Here is a 19,297-nt window from a genome sequence, read left to right on the forward strand (position 1 = left end):
TGTTTAACAAATGTACAAAAATCTTAAACAAAAAATCAAACCTTTTCTACTAAATCTGAAATAGAATTAAAAACTTTAACATCGTTAGGAATTAACTTTTGATCAATATATTGAGTCATTCTGCCTAGTAGCCAAATTTCTGACTGATTACCCAACAACTGGGAACTCATAACAGCAACATATTCATTTACAAGGCCCATTTCGGGTTGTGTCGTAAAATACGAGACATAAACAATTGAACTGTAGTATTTCTTTAGCTCTTTCAAATTACCAATTGGCATACTTTCCCCTAGATAAATAACCTTATGCCCTTTGGACACAATTTCATAATGTAAATACATCAATCCCAAAGAGTGAATTTCATTAAGAGGAAGTGACAATACATAAACTTTATCCGATTGTATTTTTCTTTCACTTTCAATTTTTTCAATATTTACAAGTACTTTTTTTATTATCAAACAACTAATAAAATGCTCGTGAGCGGGCATTATTGTATCAGTTTGCCATAATAAACCAATATCCTCTACCAAAGGAATAAACACTTGATAAAAAATTTCCCTAAATGATTTTTCTTCCAATAACCAATTATAGGTATTCGAAAAAAGCTCTTGATCAAAATTCATCATAGCCATCTTAAAAGCATTGACAGCATGATTCTTGGAGTTTTTATTCGAAACAATATCACGAGTCATTTCGGCTATTTTTTCATCAGTAAAGGTTGAAATTTTAGAAATTTTATACCCGTAGTCACATAACAGAGTAATATTCAACAATTTTTGTAAGCTTGACAGAGAATACAAACGTATATTAGTATCGGTACGCATGGGTTGCAGAATATTATATCGTTTTTCCCAAATTCGAATTGTATGCGCTTTAATTCCCGAGAGATTTTCAAGGTCCTTAATACTGAAAATATTTTTTACATTGTTCATCTATTCATTGATATTTATTAAACAAATATAACTTTATTTTAAATTAAAATTAGAACAAAACAACTCCCAATTTTTCGAATCTTTTAATTTCATTGAATAGCTATGTTTTTTATAACTTATTTCTTCATCAAACCTTAAATTTCGTAACCCCTAATCCCTAAATTCTCTTTATATTTGTGCCTTTCGAAAAAACAACATAAAATGACTACTCTAAACGAATTGAATGCTATATCACCAATCGACGGTCGTTATAGAAATAAGACATTATCACTAGCTCCTTTTTTCTCTGAAGAAGCATTAATCAAATACCGCGTATTAATTGAAATCGAATATTTCATTGCTTTATGCGAAGTGCCTTTGCCACAATTAAAAAACGTAAACCCTAATTTATTTGGAAGTTTGCGTGACATTTATAAAAACTTCTCTACCGAAGATGCTCTTTGGATAAAAGAAACTGAAAAAGTAACCAACCACGACGTAAAAGCCGTTGAGTATTTCATCAAAGATGCTTTTGAAAAACTAGGTTTATCAGAACATAAAGAGTTCATCCACTTCGGATTAACTTCTCAAGACATTAACAATACTGCGATTCCACTTTCTACAAAAGACGCTTTTGAGAAAGTATATATGCCATCGTTAATTACTTTGACATCCAAATTGAAAGAATTGAGCCAAGAGTGGAAAGACATTCCAATGCTTGCCCGTACACACGGACAACCGGCATCGCCAACTCGTTTGGGTAAAGAAATTGCTGTTTTTGTTGAACGTCTGGAAGAGCAAATGCGTTTGTTGTTCAACATTCCATTTGCAGCCAAATTTGGTGGAGCTACAGGAAACTACAATGCACATCATGTTGCTTACCCACAAATTGACTGGAAACAATTCGGAACCAAATTTGTTCAAGAAAACTTAGGATTACACCATTCTTTTCCAACAACACAAATCGAGCATTATGACCATTTTGCAGCCTTTTTTGATGCCCTAAAAAGAATCAACACTATCATTATTGATTTGGACCGCGACATCTGGACGTATGTTTCAATGGAATATTTCAAACAAAAAATTAAAGCTGGAGAAATCGGATCATCGGCTATGCCACACAAGGTAAACCCAATTGATTTTGAAAACTCTGAAGGAAATTTAGGAATAGCCAATGCAATTTTCGAACATTTATCGGCTAAATTACCAGTTTCAAGATTGCAACGTGATTTGACAGACAGTACCGTTTTAAGAAACATTGGTGTACCTGTAGGTCATACTTTAATTGCTTTTGAAGCTACTTTGAAAGGTTTGAATAAATTATTATTGAACGAATCTAAGTTTCACGAAGATTTAGAGAAAAACTGGGCTGTTGTAGCCGAAGCGATTCAGACAATCTTAAGACGTGAAGCTTATCCAAATCCATATGAAGCATTAAAGGGATTGACTAGAACCAACGAGGCAATTGACAAAAATGCAATCCACGGTTTTATCGCAACACTTGATGTTTCTGAAGAAATCAAAGCAGAATTGATGAAAATTACACCAAGCAACTTCTTGGGGATTTAATTTCACCATAGACTTTATCCAAAATCCCATTCACTTATGAATGGGATTTTTTTTTATCATTTGCGAACTAAAAGCGATCTATCTTACAATATTTACATACATTTATTGCTACTTTCAATCTGAAAATCGAAAAAACAATCATTAATCAATCTCAAAAACTATGAAGAAAAAGACAATTCTAATTATTTGCATACTTTTAAACTGCCTAAACACAGCAATTGGACAAGAGTTATTTTCTAAAAAACTGGAAAATATACAATCAGACAAAAACATTAAATCTGAAGAAGAAAAACTAAATTTATTATATCAGATACTTTTTGATTATCAACTGGATGTATCTCCTGAAAGCGGTACTTTTTGGGGAAAACCATCAGATAATTCCAGGTGGACAGATTACTCAATGGAAGCTCTAAATCAGCGTAAAAAAGACAACGATTTATTCATTAATACATTAGCAGGAATCAACAGAAACAATCTGAATAAATCCAGTCAGCTGAACTACGACTTATTAAAAAATCAGTTGGACGACGAGAATAAAGGAGAGCAATTCCCAACTGAGCTGATGCCAATTAATCAAATGAGCGGTGTACATCAGCAAGTCATTCAAGCAGTTACTTTTACTAACATTAAAAACGAAAAAGACGCTAATGATTTACTAAAACGGTTTGATAAATTACCTGCCTTATTCGATCAAATTCAAATTTTGATGCAAGAAGGCTTAAAACAAAAAATAACACCTTCAAAAAATTCACTTTTAGGAGTTCCTGAACAAATTCAAAACCTAATTGCTGAAGATCCTTCAAAAAGCGACTTCCTTACCAGTTACAAAAAATACACTGCAACACTTTCTCCAGAGAAAAAGAAAGCAATGGATGATTTAGCAATAAAAGTCATCAATGAAAAAGTAAATCCAGCTTTACGAAAATTGAAGGAATATGTAGAGAAAACGTACATCCCAAATTCTAGAAGTACTTACGGATTAAAAGACTTACCGAATGGAATTAATTGGTACAATTTCAACATTCAACAAACAACCACAACAAAGCTGAGTTATACTGAAATCCATGAAATAGGACTCAGTGAAGTAAAACGCATTCGAACAGAAATGGATGCTTTGATAAAAAAAATTGGCTTTAAAGGAACATTTGAAGAATTTGGAGTTTTTCTAAAAACCGACCCGCAATTTTACTTTGAGAATGGCGACCAACTACTAGATGCATATCGTGTTATTGCTAAAAAAATTGACCCGGAATTGCCGACTCTTTTTGGAAAATTACCGAGACTACCCTATGGTGTTATGCCAGTTCCGTCTTATGACGAAAAATTCCAGACAACTGCCTATTACAATCCAGGCTCTCCAGAATCAGGCAGAGCAGGAAATTTTTATGCCAATACCTATGATATAAAAACCCGTCCAAAATGGGAAATGGAAGCACTTACTGCCCATGAGGCCGTTCCTGGTCATCACCTTCAAATTGCATTAAGCCAAGAATTAGAGAATGTTCCTGAGCTTAGAAAAACGACTTTCTACACCGCTTTTGTAGAAGGTTGGGGTCTCTATTCTGAGAGTTTGGGGACTGAAATTGGACTATACAAAGACCCTTATTCAAAATATGGACAACTTACTTATGAAATGTGGAGAGCCATCAGATTGGTAGTTGACACAGGTATTCACGGTAAGGGCTGGTCAAGACAGCAAGCCATCGATTATTTTAAAGCTAACTCCGCCAAAAATGAGCATGACATTACCGTTGAAGTTGATCGTTATATCACATGGCCAGGACAAGCATTAGCTTATAAAATAGGAGAATTAAAAATTAAAGAATTGCGAAAAAAAGCTACTCTTGAACTTGGAGACAAATTCAACGTTAGGGAATTTCACGATGCTGTTTTAGAAAACGGAGCTGTTCCGCTAAATATTTTAGAAAATCACATTAACGAATGGATTGTTTCCGTAAAAAACAAAACTAAATAAATCACATTCTTTTAAAGTTCATCTTAAAAAAAGCCTATTTTTCAACTTAAACCATTGAAAAATGGGCTTTTTTTCTGTAAATTACACCATAATTGATTTTTCCAAACAACTATGCTTCTAAGTACAACTACAACAAGCCATTTAAACCCATTGATCAGTGATTTAGGACTCATCTTAATAACTGCGACTGTTGCTGTTCTAATATTTAGAAAACTCAAGCAACCTTTGGTATTGGGCTATTTGATTGCTGGTTTTTTGGCTGGTAACCATTTTGATTTTTTCCCTTCTGTCAAAGAAATGAAAAGCGTTGAAGTTTGGGCCGAAATTGGGGTCATCTTTTTACTGTTTAGTCTCGGATTGGAATTTAGTTTCAAAAAATTAATGAAAGTAGGCGGAACAGCCTCCATCACCGCTGGAATCCAAATTGTGAGTATGTGCATTTTGGGATATGCTGTTGGGCAATGGTTGAGTTGGCCAAAAATGGACAGCATCTTTTTGGGAGTAATTCTCTCCATATCATCGACCACAATTATCTTAAAATCATTTGATGAATTGGGCGTTAAGACGCAAAAATTCGCAGGAATCGTTATTGGCTCTCTAATCGTTCAAGATATACTGGCGATATTAATGATGGTTTTATTGTCCACGATTGCTGTGAGCAATCAGTTTTCTGGAGGCGACCTTTTAATGTCGGTATTAAAACTGGTCTTCTTTTTAGTGCTTTGGTTTCTGGGAGGGATTTTTATCATTCCAACAGTGCTCAAAAAAACCAAACATTTACTCACCGATGAAATGTTACTCATCATCTCGCTTGCGCTGTGCCTGATGATGGTTGTCCTTGCCGCAAATGCTGGTTTTTCGCCTGCACTTGGTGCTTTTATAATGGGATCCATCATTGCCGAAACCACACAAGCCGAACATATTGAACATTTGGTAAAACCCGTAAAAGACTTATTTGGAGCTGTATTTTTCGTGTCGGTTGGTATGTTAATCAATCCCGATGCTTTGTACCAGCACGCCATTCCAGTTGTTATTCTTTCTTTTGTTACCATTTTTGGCCAATCCATCAGCTCAACGATTGGTGCCATATTATCAGGACAACCTCTTAAAGATTCTATCAGAACCGGAATGAGTTTATCCCAAATTGGGGAATTCTCCTTTATCATTGCGACTTTGGGAGTAACCTTGAAAGCAACCAATTCTTTTTTGTATCCAATAGTCGTTGCCGTTTCGGCTGTAACGGTGTTTACAACTCCGTTTATGATTAAATATTCGCTTCCTTTTTCAGAATATTTGGCACATAACTTACCCCGAAAATGGACCAAACGAATCGAACGCTATTCGGCTAGTACACAAGCCATAAAAACAGTTAGTTTGTGGCAAAAGGTTATTAACGCTTTTTTAATTCAGGTGATTGTGCTTATCGTAATCATTCTTGCCGTCATATTGCTTTCCTCCCGTTTTATATTGCCTTTAGTTGAAGATTATCATTTGGGAAACACAATGGGAGCTTTGATCACATTGGGGATAGTAGCTCCATTTTTGTGGGCGCTGGCTTTTCGAAGAGTCGCTACCAATGAAGTTGAAGAATTAATGCTGGACCGAAAATCCCGTGGGCCGTTGACGATGCTGTTTTTTATACGTATTGTACTATCCATATTTTTTATCGGTTTATTGCTGAATATTTTCTTCTCTCCAAAAATCGCCTTAATTGCATTCATAATTGCAGTGATAATTTATTTGATTTTTCAAAAGAAACTCCACATTCAGTATCACAAAATAGAAAATCATTTTCTAGCCAATTTAAACGACAGGGAGATTGACAGAGCCAAAAGAAGCCGTTCTGATCTTTCACCTTGGGACGGACACATGGCAATATTTGACATTGCAGCAGAATCCAATATAGCCGGCGAATCATTGAAAAACCTCCAAATGAGGGAAAATTTAGGAATTAATATTGTTTCGATAAAGCGGGGTGACATAACCATACACATTCCTAGTAGAAACGAACGTATTTTCCCTGGTGACGAAATTTGTGTCATAGGAACCGATGCCCAAGTACAGCAATTTAAAAAATACCTGGACCAACACGAAATGGATGTCTCTCCGGAAATCGTAGAACCCGATATTGTTTTACGCCAAATCGAATTGAAAAACCACACCTTTATTGGAAAAAGCATCAAAGAATCCAAACTGAGAGAAAAAACACAAGGACTGATTGTAGGTATCGAAAAAAGAGGAAACCGAACGCTAAATCCAGAGTCAAATGTCATTCTGGAAAAAGATGATATTTTATGGATTGTTGGCAACAAAAAACTGTTGGCAGATTTAGCCCATGATTAGAATAGTTTTTTAAATTTCGAAGTCAAAATTTTAAAAAAAACAAATCTACTAATCCCTATTTCAAGCAGTATTATTTTACAAACCTCATAAAATGACCGAACTTCTCCAAAAAAATATCGCAGCACACATTTCACTTTCAGACACTGAAATGGAGGAATTCTGTAATTTGTTTCAACATAAAACAATTAAGAAAAAAAGTTTTTTGTTGCGTGAAGGAGAAGTTTGTAAATTTGAAGGTTTTGTTACCAAAGGACTTTTTCGGGTTTATCATATTGATAAAAATGGTTTTGAACAAATACTCTATTTTGCTATTGAAAATTGGTGGATTACCGATATTGACAGCTTTACAACTGGAACACCATCACAACTTTTTATAGAGGCTATTGAAGATAGTGAGGTGCTTTTGATCGATAAAAAAGATAAGGAGTTTGCCTATGCTAATTTGCCTAAAATTGAAAAGCTGTTTCGGGTAATGACACAAAAAACGCACGTTGCCCTCCAACGAAGAATGATTGATAATTTGAGTAAAACAGCAGAGTCCCGTTATATTGAATTTACAGAAAAATACCCCCAGCTTATCCAACGACTTTCTAATATTCAAGTATCAGCTTATTTGGGAATTACCAATGTTTTTTTGAGTAATATTCGAAAGAAAATTGCAGTCAAAAAATAAGATTTCCCTTTTATTTATTAAACTAGTTTAATGTTTTTAGATCGCATATCGTCTCATCTTTGCAGTGTTAATTTAAAATAACACAACAAATGAAGAACAATATCTCAACAGTATTTATAACAATTTTAATCTTATTTAATATGGAAACACAAGCACAAAGTTTTAAAACAATCGAAACTAAAGATTTAAAACTTCAAGTTTACAACGCATCAGAAAATAGTTTTGGTGTAGCATCAGTAATCGTATCTGGAAAAACAGATGCCATTTTGATTGACGCCCAATTTACCTTGGCGGATGCCGAAAAAGTAGCACAAGAAATTAAAGCAAGCGGTAAAAAATTAACCACAATTTTTGTTTCTCACGGCGATCCTGATTTTTACTTCGGACTGGAAGTATTCAAAAAATATTTTCCGGAGGTTACTGCTTATGCTTCTCCTACAACAATAGAACACATTAAAGCAACAGCTCAAAAGAAACTGGAAGTTTGGGGTGAAAGATTAGGTAAAAACATTACATCAAACGTTATTCTACCACAGGTTTTAAAGGGAAATAGCATTGAATTGGAAGGTCAGAAATTAGAGATCATTGGTTTGGAAGAATTCCCGAATAAAACTTTTGTATGGATTCCTTCAATCAAAGCAGTGGTGGGCGGAATTAACGTTTTTGGAACTACTTTTCATCTTTGGATGGCAGATGCACAAACTGCTGAAGCTCGTAAAATCTGGATATCCGTTTTAGATAAAATCTCCGCTTTGAAACCTGAAATTGTAATTCCGGCTCACGCCAATTCCAATTCTCCATTTGATATCGCTTCTGTAAATCATACCAAAAGTTATATTCAATTCTATGAAGAAGCTTTGAAAACCAATAAAACATCAGACGCTTTAATTTCAGCTTTGAAAACAAAATATCCAACACTTACTTTTGAAACTGCCTTAATGATTGGTGCAAAAGTAAATACCGGAGAAATGAAATGGTAAAATCAATTCTTTACAGCCTGATAGCACTTTTTGTATTATCAGGCTGTTCTTTAAATAAAAAGACAATGACAAATCTTGAAATCATAAAAAGTACTTACGAAGGAAAGACTTCGGAAGAAAATGGTCAAAATCTGGCTAAATATGTTGCCGAAGATGTTTCGTGGACAGAAGCAAAAGGTTTTCCGTATGCAGGAACTTACATTGGTTTGGGCAACATAACCCAAAATGTCTTTAGCCGATTGGGAAGCGAATGGATTGATTATAAATTTACTCCTGAAGATTATGTTGCCAGCGATGATAAAGTCGTTGCTTACGGAACTTACACAGGAACTTATAAAATTACAGGTAAATCATTCACCGCCAGAGTGGCTCACGTTTGGAAATTGAAAGATAGCAAAATCATCAGTTTCGAACAATTCGTAGATAGCCAACCTGTAAATGATGCTATGAAATAAAGTCCTTTTTTTTCCGCTAGCGCGAGCGTGCCCACAAAGTAGATGGCAACAATTTTAAAGAACATCTCAGTAACAATAAAAATCTTTTAAAATTTACACAGCAATGCAAACCGACAATTTATTAAAACAAGTAAGTTTCATAAAAGAGATTGACAAGTTGAAATACATTCAACGTAAAACTAAATTATTCAACAGCGACAGAAACGAAAATGATGCTGAACATAGTTGGCATTTAGCAATGATGGCAATTGTATTAGCAGAACATTCGGACAAACCAATTGACGTTCTTAAAGTTTTGAAAATGGTTTTAATCCACGACATCGTAGAAATTGATGCTGGTGACATTTTTCTTTACGACACTACAAAAAACCACACCAATACAGACGAAGAACTTATTGCGGCAAAACGAATTTTTGGACTTTTGCCAACAGAACAGGCAGAAGAATTTATTGCAATTTGGGAAGAATTTGAAGAAGGCATAACTGATGAAGCAAAATTTGCAAAATCAATGGACCGATTTGAACCATTGCTACAAAACACCTCCAACAATGGCGGAACTTGGGCAGAATATAATGTGCCGTATCAAACTGTTTACGACAAGAAAAAGGCAATCAAAGAAGGTTCCACAACCATTTGGAACTATGCAGAAAATTTGATTAACGAAAGTGTGGACAAAGGAATCCTAAAAAAATAATTGATTAACTTAGAAGAAAACTGCTATTGCAGAATTTTAGCTCACTATTAGATTTTCCTTTTTTAAATAATAGCAAAAAATCAAAATATCTCTCTTTAGCCCCGAGAGAAGTGAAAAACCTTTTGTTCCGGGGTTCGACACAAAAGATTGTAACGGATAGCGGGACTAATGCCACCTGAAAAAGCCTAATCTTTCTGCTCCAAAATAATAATCAAACCCCACATAAACCTAGAATCCACAATAGAAATAAAGCAATTTACTTTTGAAACGAAAAATTGGCCACGGATGTCACGGATTTGACTGATTCTCACAGAACTTTTTTTTGCATATTATTAATCCGTGCGAATCAGTTTGATCTGTAAAATCTGTGTGCCATTTCGTAATCTGGTTAAAAACAAAAAAGGTGCAAGAACTAAATCCTGCACCTTTTGACTTTAAGACTTTCGTCTTTGGACTATATTATCTCGAATAATTCGGAGCTTCTTTTGTGATCGTTACATTGTGCGGGTGACTTTCGTTGATACCACTGGCAGTAATACGAACAAAACGACCTGTATCCTGTAAAGTAGCAATGTCTTTTGAACCGCAATAACCCATACCGGCACGAAGACCACCTATGAATTGTTGCATACTTTCGTTCAACTCCCCTTTGTAAGGTACACGTCCAACGATTCCTTCTGGAACAAGTTTCTTAACATCGTCTTCCACGTCTTGGAAATAACGATCTTTTGAACCTTCTTGCATCGCTTCAACAGAACCCATTCCTCTGTATGATTTGAATTTTCTTCCTTCAAAAATAATGGTCTCACCTGGAGATTCCATAGTACCGGCCAATAATGAACCTAACATCACACAATCAGCACCAGCGGCTATCGCTTTAGGAATATCTCCTGTGTAACGAATTCCACCATCTGCAATTACAGGAACTCCTGTCCCTTTTATAGCAGCGGCTACTTCAAGCACAGCAGAAAATTGAGGAAAACCAACACCTGCAACGATTCTGGTTGTACAAATAGAACCAGGTCCTATTCCAACTTTTACACCATCGGCACCATTTTCAACCAAATATAAAGCTGCTTCTGGAGTGGCAATATTACCAACGATTACGTCAAGTTTAGGGAATTTAGCTTTTACAGCTTTTAATACATCAACCACACCTTTTGTATGTCCGTGGGCTGTATCGATAATTACGGCATCAACTCCTGCGTTTACCAAAGCAGTTGCTCTTTCAACAGCATCGGCAGTAACACCCAAAGCGGCTGCTACTCTCAAACGTCCAAATTTATCTTTATTGGCATTTGGTTTTTGAGTCAATTTGGTAATATCTCTAAAAGTGATTAAACCAACTAGCTCATTTTTATCATTTACTACAGGTAATTTTTCGATTTTATGACCTTGTAAAACTACCTCAGCTTGTTCTAATGAAGTTCCTTCGGCAACGGTTACCAGATTTTGGCTTGTCATAACCTCAACAATAGGTCTTGAACCGTTTTTTTCAAAACGTAAATCTCTATTGGTAACAATTCCTTTTAAGATTTTATTTTCATCAACAATTGGAATACCACCAATACCAAATTCTCTCATGGCACTTTTAGCATCGGCAACTGTAGAAGTCATTAATAAAGTAACAGGATCGATAATCATCCCAGACTCAGCACGTTTTACTCTACGTACTTTGGCTGCTTGTTGCTCGATTGTCATGTTTTTATGCAAAACACCAATTCCTCCTTCTTGAGCCATAGCGATTGCCATAGAACTTTCGGTTACGGTATCCATAGCTGCGGATACAATAGGAACATTTAATGTTATATTTCTTGAAAATTTTGATTGGATACTCACTTCGCGCGGAAGAACTGTTGAGTAATTGGGTACTAATAATACATCATCGTAGGTTAAACCCTCGCCGACAATCTTAGAGATATGTGCTTTCATGTTGCAATTTGTAGTTGAATTGCGTGCAAATATAGACAATCTTAAGCTAAAAAACACTTAAGTCCCCTGTTTTATTTTTAAATTGCATGGTAAAAATAAGTTAAAGCCTTATTTTATTTATAACCTCACCTCTTAATTATGTCAACAGCAAACGACTCTATTTCAGGATTAAACAAAGTTGAAGTTGAACAATCCAGAATCCAAAATGGTTTTAATTCCACAGACCATCAAAAGAAAAACCACTTGCTTTCTTCCATAATCGAAATGATAAAGGAGCCGATGTTCTTATTATTGTTAACCGCTACCAGCATCTATTTCATAACCGCAGATTATGGAAATGGAATTTTTATGACAGTAGCCATTTTACTGGTTTCCACCATTTCTCTTTATCAGGAATCCAAGAGCCGAAATGCCATCGAAGCCCTGCATAAATTAACGCAACCCAAAAGCAAAGTCATCCGAGAAGGTGAACTTATAGAGATTCCATCCGAGGAAATTGTTTTAGGAGACTATATTCAATGTGAAGAAGGCACGTTTATTCCCGCGGATGGAATCGTCATTCAGTCCAACGATTTTTCGATAAACGAATCGATAATCACAGGAGAATCATTGGCAGTTTTTAAAAATGAAAAAAGTGAAAACAATCAAGTCTTTCAGGGAACAATTGTTGCCTCTGGATTGGCTATCTGCAAAGTAATTGCGATAGGAAGCCATACACAATTAGGAAAAATCGGAAAAAGTCTGGACGACATAACCGAAGAGAAAACTCCTTTACAAATACAAATTGGAAATTTTGTTACCAAAATGTCTCTTGTCGGCTTGGGTGTATTCCTTCTTGTTTGGGGAATCAACTACTACAATTCAAAAATTGTTTTGGACAGTTTATTAAAAGCATTAACCTTGGCGATGAGCATTATTCCTGAAGAAATTCCGGTAGCTTTTGCCACATTCATGGCTTTGGGAGCCTGGCGCTTGATGAAAAGCGGAATCATTGTCAAACAAACCAAAACAGTGGAAACACTGGGAAGTGCAACCGTGATATGCACAGACAAAACAGGAACCATCACCGAAAATAGAATGAGCTTGGCACAATGGTATTTATTGGAGGAGGACAGATTTAACGAAGATAAAAACAACAGTTTATCAGCAAAAGACGAGGAATTATTGAGCCTTTCAATGTGGGCAAGCGAACCAATCCCATTTGATGCCATGGAAATTGCTTTGCACGATGCTTACGCAAAAACAGGAATCAAAGATGAGCGTCCCAATTACAAAATGGTACACGAATATCCTTTAAGCGGAAAGCCCCCAATGATGACCCATCTTTTTGAAAATAAAAACGGAGATCGAATCATCGCCACCAAAGGAGCTCCCGAAGCCATTATTGCCTGTTCAAAATTATCCGAGAAACAAACCAATCAAATTCTAAATGCAGTCCAATCTATGTCCGAAAAAGGATATCGGGTTTTGGGAGTTGGAGTCACTAATTTTTCAGGAACTGATTATCCGAAAACTCAGCAAGAATTTTTATTCGATTTCAAAGGGCTTGTAGCCTTCTATGATCCGCCAAAAGCCAATATAAAAGAAGTTTTTGAAACTTTTTACAAAGCGGGAATACAAGTAAAAATAGTCACTGGCGATAATGCCCTCACAACTGCAACCATTGCCAAACAAATTGGTTTTAGAAACTCAGGTGAAATTTTAAATGGAGACGAGCTGATGACTATGGATGAAGCCACTTTGAGAAAGAAAGTTATGGAAACCAATATTTTTACCAGAATGTTTCCTGAAGCCAAATTAAAAATTATCAAAGCCCTAAAAGAAAACAATCAAATAGTTGCGATGACTGGTGATGGTGTCAATGATGGGCCTGCATTAAAATCGGCTCATATTGGTATTGCTATGGGCAAAAAAGGAACAGAAATTGCCAAACAAGCAGCGAATTTAATTTTGATTGACGACGATTTTTCCAAAATGACAGAAGCCATAGCCATGGGGCGGAAAATTTATATCAACTTAAAAAAAGCCATTCGTTATATCATATCAATCCACATCCCAATTATCTTAATTGTATTTATTCCATTGGTTTTGGGCTGGATATATCCGAATATTTTTTCACCAGTTCATATCATTTTTCTGGAACTTATTATGGGACCTACCTGCTCCATAATTTACGAAAATGAACCTATGGAACCCAATTTGATGAAACAAATTCCTCGCCCTTTTACCAATACTTTTTTCAGTCTCAAAGAAATTACAATTAGTATTATACAAGGATTGGTAATCACGTTAGGCCTTTTGTTCATTTATCAATACAGTACAAAAAATGGATTTTCGGAAGATCTCACCCGAACCATAGTTTTCCTCACATTGATTTCAGCCAACATTTTCCTGACACTTGCCAATCGGTCTTTTTATTATTCGATCTTGACCACTTTAAAATACAAAAACAATTTGGTAATACTTATTATTGGAATAACGCTGTTGATAACAGGTTTGCTATTAATCATACCGGTCTTCAGAACATTTTTCCAGTTTGAAAGTATTGAGCCTTTACAAATTGGTTTTAGTGTATTAATTGGGTTCGTTTCTGTAGTTTGGATTGAAATTTTTAAATTTTTTAGAAGAAGAAAATAAAAAAAGTGAGCAAATCCTTTTATTTATTGCTGCTCCCCGATATTATATTAAATCCGATTTGAAACGTGAGGGCATTTGCCTTGGAGAGATCGCTATAAGCCAAAAGATTATTGGCCATTGCATAAAAGTTGACCACACCAATTTTGGTCGTCAATCCCAAGCCTATGTTTGAATACGAATAGGAATCGATAGTGTAAGTGGCTTTCATTTGTAATCCTTTTAGAAATCTTCTTCTATAATAACCCGTTAGGGCCAACATTGGGGCTCTAGGAGTTGACATTGCAAAAAGCTGTGCCCCAACCGCGCTTCGATACCAAGAATCTTCATCGGTTTCACAATTGCATTCTGTTTGCCTTTCTTCTTCAAATGAATATTGGAATGAAGAATAAAATTTCAAAGGGCGCTGTGTGGTGTACTTATTATATATGGTATCAAAAGGAATCGCTTCTTTAAAATCCCCGTAGGCATCATCAATAGTACCTTCTTCATTAAAATTGGTAATAACTCCCTTAAAAGCGTAATCCCCTTTAAATGTATAATCGACAACATCTTTTGTGTGGCTTATAAACCCAATATCCACCAAACTTGCTGTTATCTGAATGTTTTTTTCTGGATAATAAGTAAGTCCTAAATCCATACCGAGCCCAAGATTCCCTCCCAAAAAGGCTTTTTTAGGAATATCATCCCTTAAATCAGTTGCTAAATCACCCTCATAGTTTTTGTCCAAATACTTTGCCGCCCCTGAAGTATTGAGCTGTAAATTGGATTTTATGACTTGATTATAAATTAAATCAGAACCTTGTGAAGTATAAAAATATCCTGAATTATGTGTTGAAGTCGCATTAAAAACACTGGAATAAATTTTTCCACGAATTCCGAGTATAAGTTTCTCATTAAGCTGTTTATTAAATCCTATGTGAAAGACAGAGAGCAACTCTGCTTTTGCACTCAAGTCACCCAAATCAAAAGACTTCCCTATATAATCTTTATTCCCATACAAAGACAAAATGGCCAAATCTTTTGGAACATAAATAAAGGAGTCTAATTCTTGATACATTCCAAAAGAAACATACGACTTACTTTCTTCACCACCTACCCTAAAACCTGCCGTAAATATTTCCAGCTGTTGATTGGCGGTCACATAATCATTTCTACTGGTTGAAGCTAAAACATTTTTTACTTTGGTAGTAAAATCTACTCCATCATTGGCAAATAAACGATAAGCATCAAATCCTGTTGAACCAACATTAGCCGAAATTCCAGATAACAACGGCACCCCAAAAAACCAATTGTATTTCACATCTGCTCCCGGATTAAGCAATAAGCTTTGGGGTTGAGGAGTGAAATTATATAAAACTTCTTTATTTTGGGAAAAACAATAAAAAGTAACTGACAGACATAAAAGGATTATTATTTTTCTCATTTTACATCAAAATAAGCCGTTATACTTGAACTCAACTCAACTCTGCCTGGACTATTAGCTGTTAATGGCGGACCTGAAATCATCACAATCGAGAAAACCATTTTGGTCGTTCTCTTTAAAACATCAACATTTGCAGCGGTAAATGTTTCTGTTTTTTCCGCTAAAACTTCTGTGCCGTTGTAGGCGGCTACATCCATCGTTATTAAATGGATGGGTGCATTATTTTCATCGAGGAAAGTGATATTATAAACATAGCGTCTCGCTATTGTATTTTTGATTCTGAAATATAAATCGGTTTTCACCAAATCTTCTTCCACAAAGGAAGTGTTCAAAAAATCAACATTAGAAACATATGAAAAGAAAGACTGCTCACTCCCGTTTATGATAAACTCAGGAGCTTTCACTTCAAAATAAGCGAGGTTTGTAGTAAATACAGGTTGAGAATTAAAGTCATTGACCTGCTCGAAGTCCAAATCGCTGCTACACGAAAAAAGACAATACCCTAGTGTGGCAATTAAAATAATTTTTTTGAAAAAAGGAAATTTCATATCTCGTTATTTTAATTTTAGAAAGCAATTCACAAGAGTCTTTGCAACTACACTAAAGTAACAAAAAAACTTAAACTATCTAACTATTAATAACTTAAATACAAAAACAAACTAGTATTAATGAAATTCACCAAATATTTTTGAAGCCTCATTATAGGCGCTTTCAAAACTCATAGGACTGCAATTGGTGTTTTCTTTTTGAACGGTAAAATAAGAGAGTAATTTCTCTGTAGGCATATTTCCAGTCAATTTATCTGTAGCCATGGGACATCCTCCAAAACCTTGTATTGCGCCATCAAAACGGCGACATCCTCCTTTATAGGCTGCATCAATTTTCTCCAGCCATTTATCTGGTGTTGTATGAAGATGGGCTCCAAATTCGATTTGAGGATATTGAGGAATCAAATTAGAAAACAAGTAATCAATTACTTCGGGTGTTGAAGTTCCCACAGTATCGGAAAGGGATAAAATTTTCACTCCCATTGCAGCCAATCTCTCAGTCCATTGTGCCACAATTTCAACACTCCAAGGATCTCCATATGGATTTCCAAAACCCATTGAAAGATAAGCTACAGTTTCTTTATTGGTCTTATCGGCAAGATTTAAAATCTCATCCAATGTTACCAAAGATTCTGCTATTGTTTTATGCGTATTTCGCATTTGAAAGTTTTCTGAAATCGAAAAAGGGAAACCTAAATATTGAATAGCGGAATGTTCCGAAGCAAGAGTTGCTCCTTGTGAATTAGCCACTATAGCCAACAGTTTACTTGTTGTTTTGGATAAATCAAGTTGTTCTAAAACTTCGGCAGTATCTTGCATTTGAGGTATGGCTTTCGCCGAAACAAAACTCCCAAAATCAATGCTATCAAAACCTACACGCAATAAACATTGTATATAAGCTACCTTTCTTTCGGTAGGAATAAAAGCTTTTATGCCCTGCATAGCATCTCGTGGACACTCAATAATTTTTATTGCCTTCATAACTTTCTTCCGAAAAAGTATTTAAATTTTGGTTGTCAGGAACCCACTTTTCATCTCAACGGAAGAAAAAGGTTTTTTGATGTGGGTTTCAAATATATAAAAAAGGTTTTGAGTTACAAAGAAAGAAAAATCGTTCTCTTATTATTTTTTTGCCAAAATTGCTTTATTTATTTCCTTCACCAATGCCGGCCCTTCATAGATAAAGCCTGTATATAATTGAATTAAACTAGCACCAGCCTCTAATTTTTCTAAGGCATCTTCTGCAGAATGTATTCCTCCTACTCCAATAATTGGAAATGCCTTATTGCTTTTTTGAGACAGAAAACGAATCACTTCTGTAGATCGTGATGTCAATGGTTTACCTGATAACCCACCTGTTTCCGTTTGATTGCAAGAACGCAATCCACTTCTGGAAATTGTTGTGTTGGTTGCAATTACACCTGCAATCTTGGTATCTTTTACAATATCAATAATATCTAGTAATTGCTCATCTGTAAGATCTGGAGCAATTTTTAGCAGCACTGGTTTTTGCTTTGGCTTCGCCAAATTCTTATTCTGCAAAGTTTGAAGTAATTGAGTAAGTGGCTCTTTTTCCTGTAAAGCTCTAAGATTTGGAGTATTAGGAGAACTCACATTGACTACAAAATAATCAACATAATCGTATAAAGTATCAAAACAAATCTCATAATCTGAGGTAGCATCTTCATTTAAGGTCACTTTATTTTTACCAATATTTCCTCCTATAAGAACACCGTTGTTTTTCTTTAGGCGTTCAACCGCTTCCAGAACTCCTCCATTATTAAAGCCCATTCTATTGATGATTGCCGAATCTTCCACTAAACGAAATATTCTTTTTTTATCATTTCCAGACTGCCCTTTTGGGGTAAGTGTACCAATTTCTATAAAACCAAAACCAAAATTAGACAACTCTTTATACAAGACAGCATTTTTATCAAAACCAGCCGCTAAACCTACAGGGTTTTTAAACTTTAAACCAAAAACTTCTGTTTCTAATCTTTTGTCGTCAACTTGATATAAAAATCTAAAAAGGGATGAGAATCCTGGAATTTTCGATACTATTCTAATTAATGAAAAAGTAAAGTGGTGCACTTTTTCAGGGTCAAAACAAAAAAGAATAGGACGTATAAAAATCTTGTACATAGTTCAAATATTGATTGCCACAAAAGTAAAGAAATGTTTTTAGTTTTAGGGCATAGAAATGCGTTTAAAGCCGTTCATTTGTTAAATTAACAAACTAAATTCACATTAAACTAAATCATTTAGACACAAAAAAATAAAAAACGACACAGAAGCATCGCTTTTTATTTTTCCAACCAATTAACAATTAAATTTTATTTTGGCATAGCAGCATTTATTGCCGCTTTATCTATATACTGAATAACTCTGTCCACTTTATCATTCGCGTCAAAATGATAATCTGTATGTATCCACTGAGTCATTTCTTTTCCTTTTTTATACTTTGCAGTTGTTTTGTACCAAGCAAGTAACCAAACTCCTTTGGCCTCCACGCTTTGAGACTTATTTACCATAATAGGCAAGAATATGGCATCGCTGAATTTAATGGTTTCAATTACATTGGCTCTTCTTTGTTTCCAATAAGCTGCTATTGCGGGTTTTCCCACTAGGCTGTCTCCACTGTTCCATACATAAACTGCACTGTCTGCATAAATTTCCATCCAACTATCCATGTCTCCTTTTTCCATAGCGGCAAGTGTCTTCCTGCCTATTTCAGCATACTTAGGATCTGCGAATTCAGCTGGTTTAGCAACGGTATCATCAGCAACAACTGCTGTATCCATTTCTTTAGATTCTTCTTTTTTACAACTTACAAATAGGCAAAAACAACAAACAATCAATACAATTTTTTTCATAGCTTAAATATTTAAAGTGTCAAAATATTTAGATTAAGCTATTACTAGAAAGGGTAAGTAAATTTAATCAAAAAAATAATAGGTTTACTTAAAATTAAAAAATAAAACAACTGATTATCAATTTTTTACATTAAAACCAAAACATTAATCAAAATTAAAACCATCCTCATTTTAGAACAAAATTTGAAGCTTCTTTTTAAAACTCTATTATTTACTCCAGAACAATTTTGATGTGTTTTTGATGGGATTTTTCAAATACAAAATAAAGTGTTGTTGAACTACAT

At 35.0% G+C, this 19,297-nt stretch carries 15 protein-coding genes; 8 read left to right on the forward strand and 7 right to left on the reverse strand.

The features are described from left to right. Positions 1–35: 35 nt before the first annotated feature. Complete coding sequence (locus AC1DY0_RS13375; RefSeq protein ID WP_477189093.1) at positions 36–932, reverse strand: MerR family transcriptional regulator; 897 nt, start codon at positions 930–932, stop codon at positions 36–38. Positions 933–1,133: 201 nt separating this feature from the next. Between AC1DY0_RS13375 and purB the strand changes: the two genes are divergently transcribed. The 7 genes from purB (at position 1,134) to AC1DY0_RS13410 (ending at position 9,600) form a co-directional block, all read left to right on the forward strand. Continuing rightward, positions 1,134–2,480 carry an adenylosuccinate lyase gene (gene purB / locus AC1DY0_RS13380; RefSeq protein WP_477189094.1) on the forward strand — a complete coding sequence of 449 codons (1,347 nt, stop codon included), beginning with the start codon at positions 1,134–1,136 and terminating at the stop codon, positions 2,478–2,480. 160 nt (positions 2,481–2,640) lie between these two features. Then, on the forward strand, positions 2,641–4,455 hold the full coding sequence (locus AC1DY0_RS13385; protein WP_477189095.1) for a DUF885 domain-containing protein: 1,815 nt from the start codon (positions 2,641–2,643) through the stop codon (positions 4,453–4,455). A gap of 111 nt (positions 4,456–4,566) precedes the next feature. Next, positions 4,567–6,798, forward strand: coding sequence for a cation:proton antiporter domain-containing protein (locus AC1DY0_RS13390; RefSeq protein WP_477189096.1), 2,232 nt, complete (start codon positions 4,567–4,569; stop codon positions 6,796–6,798). A gap of 91 nt (positions 6,799–6,889) precedes the next feature. Beyond that, on the forward strand, positions 6,890–7,471 hold the full coding sequence (locus AC1DY0_RS13395) for a Crp/Fnr family transcriptional regulator (RefSeq protein WP_477189097.1): 582 nt from the start codon (positions 6,890–6,892) through the stop codon (positions 7,469–7,471). Between the two features lie 89 nt (positions 7,472–7,560). After that, positions 7,561–8,451: an MBL fold metallo-hydrolase gene (locus AC1DY0_RS13400; protein WP_477189098.1), complete on the forward strand. Its 891-nt coding sequence runs from the start codon at positions 7,561–7,563 to the stop codon at positions 8,449–8,451. A 65-nt stretch (positions 8,452–8,516) separates the two neighbouring features. Next, positions 8,517–8,906, forward strand: a complete 390-nt coding sequence (locus AC1DY0_RS13405) for a nuclear transport factor 2 family protein (RefSeq protein ID WP_477189099.1) — start codon at positions 8,517–8,519, stop codon at positions 8,904–8,906. Between the two features lie 103 nt (positions 8,907–9,009). Then, positions 9,010–9,600, forward strand: a complete 591-nt coding sequence (locus AC1DY0_RS13410) for an HD domain-containing protein (protein WP_477189100.1) — start codon at positions 9,010–9,012, stop codon at positions 9,598–9,600. Positions 9,601–10,059: 459 nt separating this feature from the next. On the opposite strand, the gene guaB is transcribed toward AC1DY0_RS13410, so the two are convergent. Next, the gene (guaB, locus tag AC1DY0_RS13415; protein ID WP_477189101.1) at positions 10,060–11,532 is read right to left on the reverse strand and encodes an IMP dehydrogenase; all 1,473 of its coding nucleotides are present in this window, start codon (positions 11,530–11,532) and stop codon (positions 10,060–10,062) included. 138 nt (positions 11,533–11,670) lie between these two features. Between guaB and AC1DY0_RS13420 the strand changes: the two genes are divergently transcribed. After that, positions 11,671–14,169: a cation-translocating P-type ATPase gene (locus tag AC1DY0_RS13420; RefSeq protein WP_477189102.1), complete on the forward strand. Its 2,499-nt coding sequence runs from the start codon at positions 11,671–11,673 to the stop codon at positions 14,167–14,169. A gap of 19 nt (positions 14,170–14,188) precedes the next feature. Here AC1DY0_RS13420 and AC1DY0_RS13425 read toward each other — a convergent pair whose 3' ends face one another. The 5 genes from AC1DY0_RS13425 to AC1DY0_RS13445 form a co-directional block, all read right to left on the reverse strand. Beyond that, positions 14,189–15,592, reverse strand: a complete 1,404-nt coding sequence (locus AC1DY0_RS13425; RefSeq protein ID WP_477189103.1) for a DUF5723 family protein — start codon at positions 15,590–15,592, stop codon at positions 14,189–14,191. Then, complete coding sequence (locus AC1DY0_RS13430; protein ID WP_477189104.1) at positions 15,589–16,140, reverse strand: hypothetical protein; 552 nt, start codon at positions 16,138–16,140, stop codon at positions 15,589–15,591. The genes AC1DY0_RS13425 and AC1DY0_RS13430 overlap by 4 nt, the downstream gene beginning before the upstream one ends. Before the next feature lie 117 nt (positions 16,141–16,257). Beyond that, positions 16,258–17,121: a hydroxymethylglutaryl-CoA lyase gene (locus tag AC1DY0_RS13435; RefSeq protein ID WP_477189105.1), complete on the reverse strand. Its 864-nt coding sequence runs from the start codon at positions 17,119–17,121 to the stop codon at positions 16,258–16,260. 141 nt (positions 17,122–17,262) lie between these two features. Then, positions 17,263–18,282 carry a quinone-dependent dihydroorotate dehydrogenase gene (locus AC1DY0_RS13440; protein WP_477189106.1) on the reverse strand — a complete coding sequence of 340 codons (1,020 nt, stop codon included), beginning with the start codon at positions 18,280–18,282 and terminating at the stop codon, positions 17,263–17,265. A 191-nt stretch (positions 18,283–18,473) separates the two neighbouring features. After that, positions 18,474–19,013, reverse strand: coding sequence for a nuclear transport factor 2 family protein (locus tag AC1DY0_RS13445; RefSeq protein WP_477189107.1), 540 nt, complete (start codon positions 19,011–19,013; stop codon positions 18,474–18,476). Positions 19,014–19,297 lie beyond the last annotated feature (284 nt).

It is taken from the genome of Flavobacterium sp. P1_E4 (genome assembly GCF_056405915.1).